Origin of the sequence: Corynebacterium meridianum, from assembly GCF_016342265.1 — a bacterium.
Taxonomy (GTDB): Bacteria; Actinomycetota; Actinomycetes; order Mycobacteriales; family Mycobacteriaceae; genus Corynebacterium; species Corynebacterium meridianum.
In genome coordinates this window covers 169,339-185,730 of the sequence record NZ_JAEIOS010000015.1, presented here as the reverse complement: position 1 = coordinate 185,730, position 16,392 = coordinate 169,339, and the positions used below count along the sequence as shown (strand labels likewise).

12 protein-coding genes are annotated in these 16,392 nt (G+C 63.8%); 6 read left to right on the top strand and 6 right to left on the bottom strand.

The window, feature by feature from the left end; translation table 11 throughout:
• Nucleotides 1-143: 143 nt before the first annotated feature.
• Nucleotides 144-977, bottom strand: coding sequence for a sulfurtransferase (locus JDV75_RS10880; RefSeq protein ID WP_198739268.1), 834 nt, complete (start codon nt 975-977; stop codon nt 144-146).
• A gap of 447 nt (nt 978-1,424) precedes the next feature.
• Between JDV75_RS10880 and JDV75_RS10870 the strand changes: the two genes are divergently transcribed.
• Together JDV75_RS10870 and JDV75_RS10865 are read left to right on the top strand one after the other, a co-directional pair.
• Complete coding sequence (locus JDV75_RS10870; RefSeq protein WP_198739267.1) at nt 1,425-2,684, top strand: sporulation-delaying protein SdpB family protein; 1,260 nt, start codon at nt 1,425-1,427, stop codon at nt 2,682-2,684.
• 827 nt (nt 2,685-3,511) lie between these two features.
• Entirely contained in the window at nt 3,512-3,691 is a 180-nt protein-coding gene (locus JDV75_RS10865; protein ID WP_198739266.1) for a hypothetical protein, read from the top strand.
• Between the two features lie 1,401 nt (nt 3,692-5,092).
• On the opposite strand, the gene clpB is transcribed toward JDV75_RS10865, so the two are convergent.
• Nucleotides 5,093-7,654, bottom strand: coding sequence for an ATP-dependent chaperone ClpB (clpB, locus tag JDV75_RS10860; protein WP_198739265.1), 2,562 nt, complete (start codon nt 7,652-7,654; stop codon nt 5,093-5,095).
• A 379-nt stretch (nt 7,655-8,033) separates the two neighbouring features.
• Between clpB and JDV75_RS10855 the strand changes: the two genes are divergently transcribed.
• Nucleotides 8,034-8,816 carry an L-threonylcarbamoyladenylate synthase gene (locus tag JDV75_RS10855; RefSeq protein WP_198739264.1) on the top strand — a complete coding sequence of 261 codons (783 nt, stop codon included), beginning with the start codon at nt 8,034-8,036 and terminating at the stop codon, nt 8,814-8,816.
• 92 nt (nt 8,817-8,908) lie between these two features.
• On the top strand, nt 8,909-10,063 hold the full coding sequence (locus tag JDV75_RS10850) for an FAD-binding oxidoreductase (RefSeq protein ID WP_198739263.1): 1,155 nt from the start codon (nt 8,909-8,911) through the stop codon (nt 10,061-10,063).
• 4 nt (nt 10,064-10,067) lie between these two features.
• Here JDV75_RS10850 and JDV75_RS10845 read toward each other — a convergent pair whose 3' ends face one another.
• Nucleotides 10,068-10,892, bottom strand: a complete 825-nt coding sequence (locus JDV75_RS10845) for a carbon-nitrogen hydrolase family protein (protein WP_198739262.1) — start codon at nt 10,890-10,892, stop codon at nt 10,068-10,070.
• A 208-nt stretch (nt 10,893-11,100) separates the two neighbouring features.
• Here JDV75_RS10845 and JDV75_RS10840 point away from each other — a divergent pair, with 208 nt between their 5' ends.
• Complete coding sequence (locus tag JDV75_RS10840) at nt 11,101-11,361, top strand: hypothetical protein (protein ID WP_198739261.1); 261 nt, start codon at nt 11,101-11,103, stop codon at nt 11,359-11,361.
• Complete coding sequence (locus tag JDV75_RS12250; RefSeq protein WP_198739260.1) at nt 11,354-12,643, top strand: alpha/beta hydrolase; 1,290 nt, start codon at nt 11,354-11,356, stop codon at nt 12,641-12,643. Before JDV75_RS10840 ends, JDV75_RS12250 begins: the two co-directional genes overlap by 8 nt.
• A gap of 111 nt (nt 12,644-12,754) precedes the next feature.
• On the opposite strand, the gene adhP is transcribed toward JDV75_RS12250, so the two are convergent.
• The 3 genes from adhP to JDV75_RS10820 all read right to left on the bottom strand — a co-directional run bounded on the left by adhP (nt 12,755) and on the right by JDV75_RS10820 (nt 16,365).
• Nucleotides 12,755-13,789, bottom strand: a complete 1,035-nt coding sequence (gene adhP, locus JDV75_RS10830; RefSeq protein ID WP_198739259.1) for an alcohol dehydrogenase AdhP — start codon at nt 13,787-13,789, stop codon at nt 12,755-12,757.
• Between the two features lie 194 nt (nt 13,790-13,983).
• Nucleotides 13,984-15,501, bottom strand: coding sequence for an acetaldehyde dehydrogenase ExaC (exaC, locus tag JDV75_RS10825; RefSeq protein ID WP_198739258.1), 1,518 nt, complete (start codon nt 15,499-15,501; stop codon nt 13,984-13,986).
• Nucleotides 15,502-15,909: 408 nt separating this feature from the next.
• Complete coding sequence (locus tag JDV75_RS10820; protein ID WP_198739257.1) at nt 15,910-16,365, bottom strand: heat shock protein transcriptional repressor HspR; 456 nt, start codon at nt 16,363-16,365, stop codon at nt 15,910-15,912.
• Nucleotides 16,366-16,392 lie beyond the last annotated feature (27 nt).

The following is a 16,392-nucleotide window of genomic DNA, read 5'->3' as shown; positions in this document are numbered from 1 at the left end:
TTCTCCCCGTTCCAATCGCTTCACCGCCCCTGGGCCCGCGGACCTTACGCGCTGCCGTCCCCTACCCATGCACGACCCGGAAACAAAAAGTACCCCATCCGATCAGCGAGGATCGGATGGGGCACTCAGATTTCCAGAGAGAATCAGACCGTGGTCGCCACGGGGTTGGACGGCGTTGCACACCACTGCGACCAGCCACCGATGTACACCGCGGCCCCCGGCATACCGGCATGATGCATCGCTTCGACCGCCAGGGCGGAGTGAAGGCCCGATCCCGAGTAGATGATCACCTTGGTCGGATCATCCATTCCGACGGCCTCGAACTCCGCACGGATCTCCTCCGGACTACGCAGAGTATGATCCTCGCGGGTAAGTCGGCGGGTCGGGAGGTTCACCGCTCCCGGGATGTGACCGGCCTTGAGGTCGAGGCGCTCCTTACGACCCTGGAACCGGTTCTCCTCCCGTACATCGAGCAGCAGGCCGTCGAAATTCTTCACCTCATCAATGGTCGCCACGGGCAGCTGTCCCGGGTTCACCCGGAGTGTGCACTTCTGCGGCAGGTTTCCCGGACCGCCGGCGTGTCGGCGCCCCTCTTTGATCCACGCCGCGAGACCACCGTCGAGGATCCGGACGTCCGGCACACCGGCCCAGGTGAGGATCCACCATGCACGCGCCGCCATGAGACCGCGGCCGCCGTCATAGACGACGACGCGGTGCTTGTCGTTCAGACCCCACCTTTCGAACCACTTCTGCAGGACCACCGGATCGGGCAATGGATTCCGGCCCAGTTTGCTCGACGGGGCAGCGGCCAACGCACGCGCCGGATCACAGAAGATCGAGTTCGGAATGTGCTTACCGCGGTAGTACTCGAAGCCGGCATCTTCGGGGCCGGGCAACCACATCGACGCCAGGAGCGTCGTCTTGATTCCGGTCTGCATTCCATCGGCGAGTTCAGTGGGCGTTATCAGAAGACTCATACCACCCAGGGTAGTCAAGTTCCGGTGTCGGGGGATGGGGTGCGGAGGTGGAGCCGGGCCGGCGTAAGAGCGGGAATAGTGAGGTACGGGGTACGACGGGTGGAGGGGCCGGGATCTGTCTGATGGTGGACCCGGCGCTCAGATCGTTGGAGTCACCACTGGAGCACTAGTGGTATATCTGGGAATCAACGCACCCAAGGGCCTGAGATTGCCAGAACTGTCTCACAGATCCGAGATGGCGGACGACGGGACTGCGTCTATGGTTTTTCGTCGTGCCTGAAAGCTGCGCAACAGATAACGCCTGAACAATTTGGGAACATGTCGTCAATGTAAACAATATGTGGAGACGGGTAATTACCTCGCCCCACATCATCCTTCGGGCACATCGATCAATAATTACAGATCAACACCGGATCGAGGAAGCTGCGAAGGTACGGGCGATATGAGATGATTGATAAAGATGCGACAATGATCAAAGTAAAATCATCGGCAAGGCTAGACGCGATAATTCAATCTGCGAATATCCAATCCAGGTTCATTTCAATTGGCAGAGCAATCATCGCTGTCACACAATTGATCTTCGTTCTCTTTACCTCACAAGAGGCACGGTTTGCGGCGATTGGTCCACAACCGTTCGGCCCTCACTGCCAAAGTTGGAGTCAGGCCGGTCTGTACTGTGTGGTTGGTAAGGAGCATTTGTCCCTGGCTGACGTGGTGATTGCGTTTGGGCTGATCCTGGTGATAAGTGGCTTCTATCCGCGTTGGACCGGAATCCTACATCTCTACATCACCTACACAATATCGACTGCAATCACGCTTCCGGACAGTGGAGAATCTGTAGCTCTCATTTTTGTTGGCGTTCTTACGGTTGTGAGTTTAAGTGACAAAAGGCGCAATTGCTACCTCACAAACCTTGATATCGACAGCATTCCGCCCCACTTACAGGGAATCAGCAGAGGCGCGATCATTTTCGGGCGCATCCAGTTGTGTTTTCTTTACGCCGGTGCTGTGTTTGCCAAGCTCGGTATTGCCGACTGGGAAAATGGAACCGCTCTCCACGATATAGTGAATAATGCTTCTGCTGGTGACTGGTTCCAGGTTCTCGAAACATCTGGAACCTTCGAGAAAGGCTGGGTTTTGGCAGTGGCTACATGGATGCCTACGGTACTGGAATTGTTGATTGCGATCAATGTTATCGGCACCGCCAATATGCGGCGATCCGCATTCACCTTAGTTGTTACCCTGCAAGGCGGCATTATCCTTAGTATGGGTCTCGTCAGTTTTTCTCTAATTATGATTGGCTGCTGCCTAGCCATAATTACACCGCCTCCTCGCTACAGTCACATTTCAGTTCTCTCCACACCTACGGAGCCCGCTGTCCTGGATGATTTCGTGGCGGTCAAGGCCGACATTCGCCCGAACCGCTTCATCTCTATCTTCGGATTCCATCAGGCATTCACTCGCCCCGTGGTGTGCTGTGACGGGGTGGTGACACAAGGCCGTTGGGGAGGTGATCTGGCTCTGGTGAAGATCGGCGAACCACTAGCCGTACGGATGCGTTACAAGTTGACGAAGAAACTACTCGGCCACAGTACAGAGGTAGTGGTTCATGACGGAAGCGATAAGATTTGTGCACGTTTGGGCCCACTGAACGGGTCGCCGTTCGAAGTCGAGGTCATCCCTGGCGGCAGCTCGGCTCCCGGATAGTTTCAACCTACCGATTGCCTGGCGGGAGACCACTGCAGCAAGCGCTTCACCGTATGGTTGAATTCGGAAATAACATTCTCGCGGCCGCGGAATAGGGGTGAGGTCGTCATTCGAACAGCAGGGCGTCGGAGAGTCATCTTGCTTTTTAAGTCTTGCTGCGTCGCCCAAGATAACTGTTTTCATCGGGATCCTCCCGATGAATAGAGGACCTTAGTCTTTAGTAAGGCTGGCCCTACTTTTATATGTAATAACATTTGTAGTCCCACCTACTACGTACGATAGGTGGGACTTTCATTTCTATGTTGCCCGAAGTGCATACGAGAAGGGCCCGGACCATCGCTGAACTGCTCCCCTGAGGCGGCACGATTCTGGCGAAAAATAGCACGCGCGCTGTGGCGGCAAGTGACTCATCGACCAGGAACCCACCGGGAACAGGCACCCACGAATTCGACCGGTTTACACCTCCCCCAACCATCGTAGACCGGCTGCGGGTTCTTACGGACCATGATCGTGCCCCGGTGTGAATAGGTGCAAAAGCCTCTCTCGTAAAATGCCGATTGACTGATACCTCGAGAAGGTCTGCGCCGTGAAGAATCGCACTAGCCCTACAGCCGTCTGCCCCCTGCCCTGCACCACGAGCTGACCGAATTCTTTGGTGCTGACCGCCACTTCACCCACGGCATACCGCGGTGGCCATTTTACGCGGGTGACGATATGACCAACCACCACTGGCACAATCAACACCACACCGTAGTCAACATGTGCAGCATGGTCAGAAAAGGTGCGCATCATCATGGGTAAAACCCGCCACAGCACCCACCGAAAAAATGGACGAAAAGCAGTACAGTTCAGGCTGGGAGCGGATCGAAACGGTACGTGCGTCGGCAGCACAGGCCCGGATGTCGGCGGAACTTGATCGGGAGCTGCTGAGCGCTGATGACGTGACAAACGACCTGATCAACGATGGTGCGGGCGCGATGGATCGTTCCTGGACGCGCCACTCCTGACGAACCCGCGTTTATACACGCACTTGCCGAAGGCCACCTGCTACATCGAGCGGAAAAATCCATGAAGGATAACTTGCTTATTGATGTTCCGGCTCCGGATCATCAACCGGTTTCATGCCTTCAGCTTCCGGATCGAAACCTTCGGGGAAGATCATGAGCGGACTGTGGATCGCATCCCGCCATTGGGTGACGCCGTCAAAGGTGCAAGGTGCGAGAGCGGCTCCCTTTAAGTGAGCACCCCAAAGGATCGCCACGCAGATCCGCCCCCCCCTCCGAATGGGCGCCCCACAGCTTCATCCCTTTCAGACGAGCATCGGGCGCATGATCTTCCGGAACCACCATCCCGGAAAGATCCACACCAGCGAAACAACCCTGATCACCATCTACCAGACACGGTCCTGCTCCCCCGTTCTCACCTCTGAAACTGGCTTCCACGGAGATCCGATCGGCATGCAAGATGGAACATCTCCTGGCATCGTCGGCGATTCTCACCTTCCAGTTCTGCGATCTTAGATTCTTCTCCGGAATCGTGAGTGGCCGCAACCACTTCCTTTTCGGACTTTTCGAGGAAAACCATTAATCAATCCGGAAAACCATCTCGGACACTGCGACCGCTCGAACCGTAACGTCATTATGCGAAAGATGCCGATCGAGACCGCGAGTTTCTGTGAGAGGTCATGTCGTTGCTGAACCGACAACTGCTGACTTTCACGAAGTGATTCCGCCTCCAGCCTCTCGTACTCGCGAACCAACTCGGATTCCAATCTCCGGTTCTGCCGTCGATCCTCCCGCTCCTGTTGTTCAAGGGATCGGCGATGGGTCGCCCAGACGGATGGTGCAACTCCACCGCCGGTGAACAAACCCGCGGCAAGCTCCCCCGAAACATGGTTCAGAACAGCCGCCCTGCTTTCTCCGCCGCATCCTGGGCAGCTGTTTTCAACGGAATCGTCGTGCGAAACACGACACAGATACCGACGACGAAAGGTATTCCCCCGGCAGCGTATCCCCCCAAAAAACGCCACCACCGGCCCTGCTTCATTTCGCGGAAGATGCTCTCTCTCCCCCCCCGTTGCCGATCAGCGCTGCTGAAAGAAGCGCGAAAGGAAGTCCCAGCCAGAGGTTACGCCGACTGCGGTAATACTCCCAGTGCGTGATCCTCCTTCACGTTGAGTCACGATCATCAGCGGAGTTCGTTACGCCGGGCCGTTCCCCCTGTGGTAAAGGATTTCACTTTAGTCGCACAGTAGACCTGCTCACCCACCATCCGGGTAGGTAAGGACCACTGCCGATGAAGTCGGTCCCCTCCTATCGCCACGGGCTGACCAGCCGTACACCGGCCCGGATGCACAGATGCCCCGCCGGCCCCTGTGGGGCGGGCGGGGCATCACATACGGCGTTTGGTCAGCGTACCGGAGCGACGTCCAGCGTCTCGCCGTCCTCGGCGAGGGTGACCTGCACGGTGTCGCCGTCGACGATGGTGCCGGCGAGGAGTTCCTTCGCGAGCTGGTCGCCGATGGCCTGCTGGATCAGGCGGCGCAGCGGGCGGGCACCGTAGGCGGGGTCGTAGCCGCGCTCGGCGAGCCACGCCTTCGCCGGGTCGTCGACCTCGAGGACGAGGCGGCGGGCGGCGAGTCGTGCGGCGAGCTGCCGGACCTGGATCTCCACGATGTGGGTGAGCTGTTCCTCCGAGAGCCGGTTGAAGGTGACCACATCATCGAGGCGGTTGATGAACTCGGGTTTGAAGGTGTGCTTCACCGCGTCCATCATCTGTTCCTTCGTGCCACCGGCACCCAGGTTGGAGGTGAGGATGAGCAGCGTGTTGCGGAAGTCCACGGTACGGCCCTGGCCGTCGGTCAGCCGACCCTCGTCGAGGACCTGGAGCAGCACGTCGAACACGTCCGGGTGCGCCTTCTCCACCTCGTCGAACAGCACGACGGTGTAGGGGCGACGGCGGACGGCCTCGGTGAGCTGGCCGCCCGCGTCGTATCCGACGTATCCGGGAGGTGCACCGACGAGCCGGGCGACGGAGTGCTTCTCGCCGTACTCGGACATGTCGATGCGGACCATGGCGCGTTCATCGTCGAAGAGGAACTCGGCCAGCGATTTCGCCAGCTCCGTCTTACCGACGCCGGTGGGGCCGAGGAAGAGGAACGAGCCGGTGGGCCGGTTCGGGTCGGCGACCCCGGCCCGGGAGCGGCGCACGGCGTCACTGACGGCCTCGACGGCCTCGGACTGGCCGACTACGCGGTTCTCCAGGACGCTCTCCATGGCGAGGAGTTTCTCGGTCTCGCCCTGCATCATCTTGCCCGCGGGGATACCGGTCCACGCGGAGACGACCTCGGCGATGACGTCGGGCGTGACCTCCTCGGTGAGCAGCTGGTTCTCACCGGGATTGTCCACGCCCTTCTCCGCTTCGGCGACCTCCTTCTCCAACTCAGGGATGCGCCCGTATCGCAGTTCGGCGACGCGACCGTAGTCGCCGTCGCGTTCGGCGATCTCGGATTCCTGGCGCAGGCGCTCCAGTTCCTCCTTCGCACCGCGGACCTTGTCGATGGCGGACTTCTCGTTGGTCCAGCGGGCCTTCAACTCGTTCAGTTTCTCGCGTTCGTCGGCGAGTTCCTGCCGGAGCTTGTCCAACCGGTCCCTCGAGGCGTCATCCTTCTCCTTGGACAGCGCCATCTCCTCGATCTCGAGGCGGCGGACGACGCGCTCGAGGGCGTCGATCTCCTGCGGGGAGGAGTCGATCTCCATGCGCAGGCGGGACGCGGCCTCGTCGACGAGGTCGATGGCCTTGTCGGGGAGGAATCGGGAGGTGATGTACCGGTCGGACAGGGTCGCGGCGGCGACGAGCGCGGAGTCCTGGATGCGGACGCCGTGGTGCACCTCGTAGCGTTCCTTCAGTCCGCGGAGGATGCCGATGGCGTCCTCGACGGAGGGTTCGCCGACGTAGACCTGCTGGAAGCGGCGCTCGAGGGCGGCGTCCTTCTCCACGTACTTGCGGTACTCCTCGAGAGTGGTGGCGCCGACGAGGCGCAGTTCACCGCGGGCGAGCATGGGCTTGATCATGTTGCCTGCGTCCATGGCGGAGTCGCCGGTGGCTCCGGCGCCGACGATGGTGTGCAGCTCGTCGATGAAGGTGATGATCTGTCCGTCGGAGTTCTTGATCTCGTCGAGCACCGCCTTGAGGCGCTCCTCGAACTCGCCGCGGTACTTCGCGCCGGCGACCATGGATCCCAGGTCGAGGCTGACCAGGGTCTTGCCGCGCAGGGACTCGGGCACGTCGCCGGCGACAACGCGGCGGGCCAGGCCCTCGACGATGGCGGTCTTGCCCACGCCGGGTTCGCCGATGAGCACCGGGTTGTTCTTGGTGCGGCGGGACAGGACCTGCACGACGCGGCGGATCTCGGAGTCACGGCCGATGACGGGGTCGATCTTGCCTTCGCGGGCGAGCCTGGTCAGGTCGGTGGAGTACTTCTCCAGGGCCTGGAACTGCCCCTCGGGATCCTCGGTGGTGACCTTGGTGGAGCCGCGCACTGTGGTGAAGGCGCCCTTGATGGCGTCGTAGGTCGCGCCGTGCTTCTTCAGCAGGTCGGCGGCTTCGCCGGCGCCGCGGGCGATTCCGGCGAGCAGTACCTCGGTGGAGACGTATTCGTCGCCGAGTTCGCCGGCGAGCTCCTGGGCCGCGGTGAGCGCGTTGAGGGCGTCCCGGTTGAAGTTCGGGTTCGCCAGGTTCGCACCCTGGGCCTTCGGGTAACCGGCGACGAGGGTCCTCGCCTCGGCGAGGACGGTGTCGGGGTCGGTGCCCGCGGCCTTGAGGACCGGGGCGGCGATGCCGTCGGTCTGGTCGAGGATGGCGACGAGCAGGTGGGCGGGCCGGATGTCCGGGTTGCCGTTGGCGGAGGCGGCCTGCAGGGCGGCCTGCATCGCCTCCTGGGTCTTGGTGGTGGGGTTGAAAGAACTCATGTTCTCCGTCTGTCCCTTCTTTTTCCGTGTCGTTTTGTCGTGAGCTTTTTCTGTCGCCGGTCGACCCTGGTCTATTTCCCGGGGACCGGCCTTTCACTCCGTACAACGTCACAAGGGTTGAGTCTGTTCCACTCAACTCAAACTTTTTTCGGCTCGCCACCTTTATAGTCGAGGACTCAACTTTGCGCCGCCCGCCCCACGCCGGCCCGCCACTCGCCCCACAGGAACGACCCGCACCTCCCCTCCTCCGATCCCCCACATTGCCCACCGAGCATCAATCCCATATAGTAGGAATCACATTCCACATATTGAAACACCGGCGCGGTCGCGACCACCGCCGCGCCCATCGCAGTGGCCCGAAGAAAGGACACCGAAGAAAATGGCAGAAGCAACGCCCAAAACCCAGTGGACCGGCGAGATCATCCCCGAGGCCTTCGAGGCGATCTCCGTCGACGGCGGTCTGATCGTCTGCGCCACCAAGGTCGGCTACATCCTCATGGCCACCGACGGCGAGGGCCTGGAGCGCAAGTTCGACGCCAAGCAGCGCAAGCGCAACAAGCCCGCCGTCGTTCTGTGCGCGAGCATCGACGAGCTGAAGGAGCTGGCCCAGGTCAACGACGAGGTCATCGCGTTCTACGAGCGCCACTGGGAGCAGGACATCCTGCTGGGCTGCATCCTGCCCTGGCGTGAGGACGCCATCGCGAAGATGCCCGACGACACCGTGCGCGAGCTGGCCCGTGACGGCCGCGGCACCAGCTGCTTCGTCATCCGCTTCGGCCGTCCCGCCGAGCAGATCGCGGCGAAGAACTGGGAGCAGGGCAAGGTCACCTTCGCATCCTCCGCCAACCCCTCCGGCATCGGCAACCGCGGCCAGGTCGCGTTCATCGGCGAGCGCATCGAGTCCAAGGCCGACTACATCGTCGCCGCCGACGACTACGTCGCGTCGATCCAGCCCGACAAGGACGAGGACTCCCGCCACGAGCAGGGCGTCATGGTCTCCCTGGTGGACAAGGACGGCAACCTCGTCCCCGAGCAGAAGGGCGAGCGCTCCGTCACCCCGTGCCCGGTCCTGATCCGCAACGGCCTGGACGGCGACCGCATCATGAACAACCTCTCCGAGTTCTTCCTGAGCTGGGACTACCGCCAGGGTGAGTACTACTAGGCCACCCCGCACGCACTCCCCGCACCACGGATCCCACCGAAAAATGGGTGACCGGTGCGGGGACACGTGTTTTCTGGGGCACAATGACACGTGTGCACCATGAGACCCTGAAGCCGGTGGCGATCCGGCTGCGCATCCACGCGGAGAGCTTCCGCGAGGGGGTCAACGCGCGTTTCTTCCGGGAGCACCCGAGCGACCGGGAGCTGTTCCCGGTCGACAGTCACGACGTGCACGCGGATCTGCCGACGGTGCTCGACTGGGTCCTGACCAACACCCCCGTCGACGGATCCCTCCCCGGGCGGGTGCGCACCATTCTCGCGCAACTGGGACGGGAGAACCGGCGGTACCGGATGCCCACGGCGCACTACGCGTCGCTGGCCGGCGCCGCGCGGGAGGAGGTGGGACGGATCATCGCGAACCTCCCGCCGGAGCTCGTCGCCGGTGCCGATACCGCGATCGCCCGGTGCTTCGGGGTGATGGCGGAGGCGGCCGCGGAATGCGACGTCGCCGGAGTCCCGGATTCCTGGCCCGCCGAGGTCGTCGAGGTCGAGCGGCGGTGCGCCCGGGTGTCCGTCGTCCGGTTGATCGCGCAGTCGCCGCTGCCCTATGCCGCGGGACAGTATCTTCCCGTCACCAGTGACACGACGACCCGTGGGCTGTGGCGGCACCTGTCGCCGTCGATTCCGGCCAACGACTTCGGCCAGGTGGAGTTCCATGTCTTCGCGGACCGGGATGACACCATCGGACGCCTCCTGGCGTTCCCGGAACCGGGTGACCGCTGGCGGATCGGTTCTCCGCTCGGGGCACTGTCGGCCGATGGGTCCCGCGACATCCTTATGGTCGCCCACTCCACGGGCCTCGCCCCGTTGCGCGCGCTCATACTGGACATGCTGATGCACGGCGGGGACCGTCGGGTGCACCTGTTCTTCGGGGCGGACAGCCCCGGCGAACTCTACGATCTCCGGGGCCTCTGGCAACTGGTGGCGGGAGCGCCATGGCTGTCGGTCACCCCTGTGGTCACCCGAGAGGTCGACCCGTGGTGGGTGCGCCCCACCGAGCACTCGACCGCCCCGCGCGGCCTGCACATGCGGCAGACCGGCTCCCTGGCGGAGGTCGTGCCGGGCTACGGCACCTGGGAGGACCGGGACGTGCTCATCGCCGGTCCGGACGACATCGTGACGGACATCGCCGCCGCGATGCGGGCTGCGGGCACCCCGGCGGAGAACATCCGGCACGACCCGGTGTGATTCGTCAGAACCGCCGGTTCGCGCCGAGCACGGGGATTGACCTCCGTGTCTTCGCCACCGTGTCGGCGTCGATGTCGGCGTAGATGATGACCTCGCCGTATCCGGCCTCGACGAGGCGCAGGCCGTCCGGGCCGATGACCGCCGAGTGCCCGATCCCGGTCGGCCCGTCGTTCCCCCCCGCGGAGTCCTCCCCGCCGGGGCGGGCCTGCCCCGCGGCCAGCACGTAGCAGGTAGAGTCCAGCGCGCGCGCCCCGGTGAGCACCCGCCACTGCTGCAGTTTCCCCGGGCCGTCCGACCACGAGGTGGGCAGAACGATCACCTCGGCACCCTCGTTCTCCGCGAGAGCGACGAACTGCTCCGGGAAACGGACGTCGTAACAGATCGCGAGCCCTACGGTGAGGCCCCCGATGTCCACCGTGATCAGTTCTTCCCCGGGGCGGACGGTGTCCGATTCGCGGAAGCCGAAGGCGTCGTAGCAGTGGATCTTGTGGTACCCGAGGTGGTGTCCCCCACCCGTCAGCAGCGCGGTGTTGTGTACCCGGTTGACGGTCTTTCCGTCGACCTCGACGGTGTCGGCCGGTGTGAAAATGCCGACGACCACCGTGACCCCGAGTTCCTCGGCGAGCTCACGCACCGACGTGGCGAACGGGCCGTCGAGCGGTTCCGCGACAGTGTCGAGGCGCCCCGTCTTGAATGCCCGCATCGTCGCCTCGGGGAAGACGACGAGTTCGGCGCCGTTTCCGGCCGCTGTGCGGACGTGCCGGAGAACGGCCCCGAGGTTGGCGGCGACCTCACCGGTGGACTGCATCTGGATCAGGGCTACTCGCATGGCTCCACGATAGGGGTTCCGGAGGACATCCGCTGCACTTCGACACCGCTGCCACCGCACACCCGGTGGAGCAACCGCTCCCGCGCAAGGTTGTCCACAGCCCGACCCGGGTCGGGCACCCCGGGACACCCGGATCACCGAATCTGTGTTCATCGACCCGTACTCCGCAACTTCCCGCCACCGGCTCCCGAACGAAAGGCCCCTCCACGTGAACCGGATCTTTTTCTCCGAGGACGCGATCCATCCGCTGCGGACGCCCGACGATCCCCGGGTGGTTCTCCCGGAACTGCCTCCGGGGTCGATGACAGCCGCGGTGTTGTCCCGGTTGGTCGCCTCGTGGTCGGGCGTTCTCGACCGGACGTCCGCGGAGCTCGCCGACCTCCGCTCCGGTGTCCGGGATCTGGCCTCCCGACTGCGGGATGCCGATGACACCGGAGCCGAGGAGATCGACGGGATCGGTCGTGCCTAGCCATCCGCTCGCGTTACCCTGGTCGGGGACGCTCGAGGCGTCCACCACCGACCTCGACCGGGGCGGACGGGCGATCATCCGGTCACACGACATCAACAGGCGGCAGTGGGCGACGGCACTGCACCGTGGTCTGCGCGGCGACTCTTTCGCCGCGGCGCAGGAGACGGAGGATCGGATCACCGCCCTGCGGGTGGACACGGTGGAACTCATCGAAACCGCCGTGTCCGTCCTTTCCCGGGTCGCGTTCCTCCAGTCCGCGCTGGAGGATGAGTACGACCGGGTAATCGAGACCGCCCGGTCGTCCGGCCTGCAGAAGGTGGCGGGCGTGGTCATCGCCCTCACCGATGAGCGGCTCGAGGAGGCGGAGGTATTCAACCTCATGCTGGGCTGGATAAGACGGGAGGGGATTCTCCTCGACCGGCACTGCGCAGCCCGTCTGGAGCTGCTTCTGCCCGCCCTGCCGCTCGACGAGCGGAGGAACCGGTGCGAAGCGACGCTGGAGGAGCTGTACACCCCGGCACACGCGAGGTTTCCCCTTCCTGCTGATCCCGCCGTATCTGCGACCCAACTGCATGAGATGAACATGATCGACGCCGATGACCGGCTCCGGGATCTGACGGACCGGTATCCCGGGATGATCGTCCTGGAGACCGGGGACAGGCACCTGGTCGCCGCGTTCGGCGACATCGACTCCGCCGACTCCGTCGTGACGATGGTCTCCGGTGTCGGTTCCGGTACCCCGGAGTCGGTGACGGGAACTCTCGACCGGGGACGCACCCTCCACCGGGAGATCGGCGGTGCGGTCATCGTGTGGAACGGGTACCGATCCCCGGAAACGGTCATCGACGGCGGACAGGACATCGCGGCGCGGTTGGGGGCGGTGAAACTCCAGACTTTCATGGACGCGCTCACCGAGCGCCGGGGACTGTCGGTGCACCGGACCGTGCTGGCCCACAGCTACGGATCCCTGGTGACTGGACTGGCCGCCGCGGAAAGAAACGGCGGGCTCGACGCGGATGCCGTCGTGTTCCTCGGTAGTCCGGGGGCCGGGGTAGCCGGGGTGGACGAGCTGCGACTGAATTCCCCGGATCCCCGGATACTCGCCGCCAGGAGCGCGACGGATCCGATCAGCCTCGTGAACTCGGGTACCGCTGGCCTGCACGGACGGGATCCGGCGAGCGCCGCGTTCGGTGCGGAGGTGATTCCCGCGAACGGCGGCCACAACGACTACTTCGACAGTCCCGCTGTGCTCGAGGCATTGCGGCGGGTGCGGTCGCGCTGAAGAACCTCCGGGAGCTGAATGGGGCCGGCCCCGGGCCTGCCCACGATGGGGCGGCACGGGGCCGGGTTGCCTGCGATCCGGATCAACTCACGTCCGGTCGGCCGGGCGCATTCAGTAGCGGATGGCCATGCGTCCGTCGATCCTGCCCTTGCGCAGGTCCTCGAAGACGCTGTTCACATCGTCGAGCTTGCACTCGGCGATGGTGGGCTTGACCAGGCCGCGGGCGTAGAAGTCCAGAGCCTCCTCGAGGTCCTGGCGGGTACCCACGAGGGAACCGCGGATCGTGAGAGCCTTGAACACGATGTCGAAGATGCGGGCGGGGAACTCTCCCGGGGGCAGGCCGTTGAACACGATGGTTCCGCCCTTGCGAGCCATGTTGATCGCCTGTCCGAAGGCGGCCTCGTGGACGGCGGTGACGAGCACACCGTGGGCTCCGGTTCCGGTGAACTCCATGACGGCCTCGGCCGGATCCTGCTCCCGGGCGTTGATGGTGAACTCCGCGCCGTGCTTCTTCGCCAGTTCAAGCTTCTCGTCGGCGATGTCGACCGCGATGACGCGCATGCCCATGGCCACGGCGTACTGGACTGCGATGTGGCCGAGTCCACCGACACCTGAGATCACGACGTACTGTCCGGGGCGGGTCTCGGTCATCTTCAGGCCCTTGTAGACCGTGACGCCGGCGCAGAGGATCGGGGAGACCTCGAGCGGATCGGCACCCTCCGGGATCCGGGCGCAGTAGCGGGTGTCGACGAGCATGTACTCGCCGAAGGAACCGTCGACGGTGTAGCCGCCGTACTCGGCGTCGTTGCACAGTGTCTCCCAACCGGTGCGGCACTGCTCGCAGGTACCGCAGGCGGACCAGAGCCAGACGTTGCCGACGATGTCACCGAGTTCGACGTCGTGCTCGCCGGGGCCGAGCTTGACCACTTCACCGACCCCCTCGTGTCCGGGAACGAAGGGCAGCGGCGGCTTGACCGGCCAGTCCCCCTCGGCGGCGTGCAGGTCGGTGTGGCAGATGCCGGAGGCCTGGAGCTTGACCAGGGCCTGGTTGCGGCCGGGCTCCGGGAGATCGACCTCGCGGACGGTGACCTCGGGACCGAACTCGTCGACGACGGCGGCGGTGAACTTTTCGGGTGCGTTACTCATGTGGAACTCCTCCTGTGGGGGTGGACACGGTGGTCCGTTTGCAAAAAAGCCATTTGGCAATTATTTTCAACAGTGGGGGAACATACCTCCGGTCAGGTCACACAGTGCGAAACACCGTGCGGACCTGACCGGAAGAATGTGGTTGGCTGATGCGCGGCGCCGGACGGTCATCGACCGACCGACACCGCCCGGACTCAGAAGAGTCCGGTGGGCTTGGTGCCGTAGGACACCAGCATGTTCTTGGTTCGGGTGTAGTGGGCCATCATCATGGCGTGATTCTCCCGCCCGATGCCGGATTCCTTGTACCCGCCGAACGCGGCGTGCGCCGGGTAGGAGTGGTAGTTGTTCACCCACACGCGGCCCGCGTGGATCGCACGCCCGGCGCGGTAGGCGGTGTTGTTGTCACGGGTCCAGACACCTGCACCGAGGCCGTAGTTGGTGTCGTTGGCGATGTGCATCGCGTCGTCGAAGTCGGTGAAGGTCGTGACTCCGAGGACCGGTCCGAAGATCTCCTCCCGGAAGCATGACATCGTGTTGTCGCCGCGGAAGATCGTCGGCTGGATATAGTAGCCGTTCAGGCCGTCGATCTTGGCCACGCCGCCGCCGGTGAGCACCTCGGCGCCCTCCTGCGGTCCGGAGGAGAGGTAGCCGGTGATCTTCTGCATCTGCTCCTCGGAGGCCTGGGCACCCAGCATCGTGTCGGTGTCCAGCGGATTGCCCATCCGGACCTTCTCGACCTTGGCGACGACCAGCTCCATGAGCTCGTCGATGATGGACTCCTGCACCAGCGCACGGGAGGGGCAGGTGCATACCTCGCCCTGGTTGAGCGCGAACATCGCCATGCCCTCGACAGCCTTGTCCAGGAAGTCGTCCTTCTTGTCCAGGACGTCGGCGAAGAACACGTTCGGCGACTTCCCCCCGAGCTCCAGGGTGACGGGGATGATCTTGTCCGCCGCAGCCTTGTTGATGAGGCGGCCGACCTCGGTGGAACCGGTGAAGGCGATCTTGGCGATGCGATCAGAACCCGACAGGGCCACACCGGCGTCCGATCCGAGGCCGTTGACCACGTTCACGACACCCGCGGGAAGGATGTCGGCGATGATCTCCATCAGGTGCATGATCGAGATGGGGGTCTGCTCCGCGGGCTTGAGCACCACGCAGTTGCCTGCGGCCAGCGCGGGAGCAAGCTTCCAGGTTGCCATCAGGATCGGGAAGTTCCACGGGATGATCTGCCCGACCACACCAAGTGGCTCCTGGAAGTGGTAGGCCACGGTGTCGTCGTCGATCTCCGAGAGCCGGCCCTCCGCCGTACGGGTGACACCGGCGAAGTACCGGAAGTGATCCACCGCGAGCGGCAGGTCGGCGGCGAGGGACTCCCGTACCGGCTTACCGTTGTCCCAGGTCTCGATGACCGCGAGCTCCTCGAGATGCTCCTCGATGCGGTCGGCGATCCGGTGCAGGATCAGCGCACGTTCGGCGGGCGGGGTGCTCCCCCAGCCCGGTGCCGCGGCGTGGGCCGCGTCGAGCGCCTTCTCGATGTCCGCGGCCTTGCCCGCGGCGAAGCGGGTGTAGACCTCACCGGTGATCGGACTGATGTTGTCCAGGTATTCCCCGTCGACCGGGGCGACCCACTCGCCGCCGATGAAGTTGTCGTAGCGCTCCTTGGGGGAGACGATGGAACCTTCGGTTCCGGGATTGGCGTAGACAGTCATTGGGGTCCTCACTTTTCGGGCGATGATGGCCGACGCCCCCGACATCCCGGTAGCGGATCATGCCCGCCGGTGGGTGACGGTCGGTTTCGGCCGCGTAGTGCCCCCACACTAACCGGATTTTCCTGTGTTCCGCATCACTAGATGCGCTACCGGACACGGTGAAGCACATCACAACAAGGTCCTGCCGGAGGAATCCCGTCACCTACGAGCCATTTCCCTTCCAGGTGTGAATTCTGCCAATACATTCGTTGCAAACACCTAGAACGGGGGTGTTTTTGATGTTTCTTACCCTCTGTTCAGGAATCATCGGTCGTCGGATCTGCCGTTTCAGACGGAAGATCCAACCCCCCAAAACAAAAGCGGTGCCGCCCGGACCATCACGTCCGGCCGGCCCCACTCCCGCAGCGCTCAGGACTGGCGTCTGCGGCGCTTCCGGCGTGGTTCCCAGATGACCACCGCAGTGGACTCGGGAACCTCCACGAGCTCACCCCTGACCCGGGGTGCCCTGCGTTCCCGCTCGAGGGCATCGCTCAGCCGCTGGTTGTCGGCCCGCAGGGCATCCACCTCCCGGCGTAGCCGGTCGTTGGACTGGGTCAGGCCGATGATCGCCTTGATCCCTGCGAGGTTCACCCCCTCCTGCTGACTCAGCCGCTGGATCTCCCTGAGCAGGGCGACGTCGGAACGGGAGTAGCGGCGCCCCCCACCCCGGGTCCGTATCGGGGTCACCAGCCCCATCCGGTCGTAGGTGCGGAGGGTCTGTGCGTGCATCCCCGCCAGTTCCGCGGCGACGGAGATGACGAAAACCTCTTCGTGTTCCGGGGAGGTGCCGTCCTGCGGTTGGAAACGCTGTTCACTGTGTGGCATTGCTCCCTCACCTCCTCGTCTGGATGT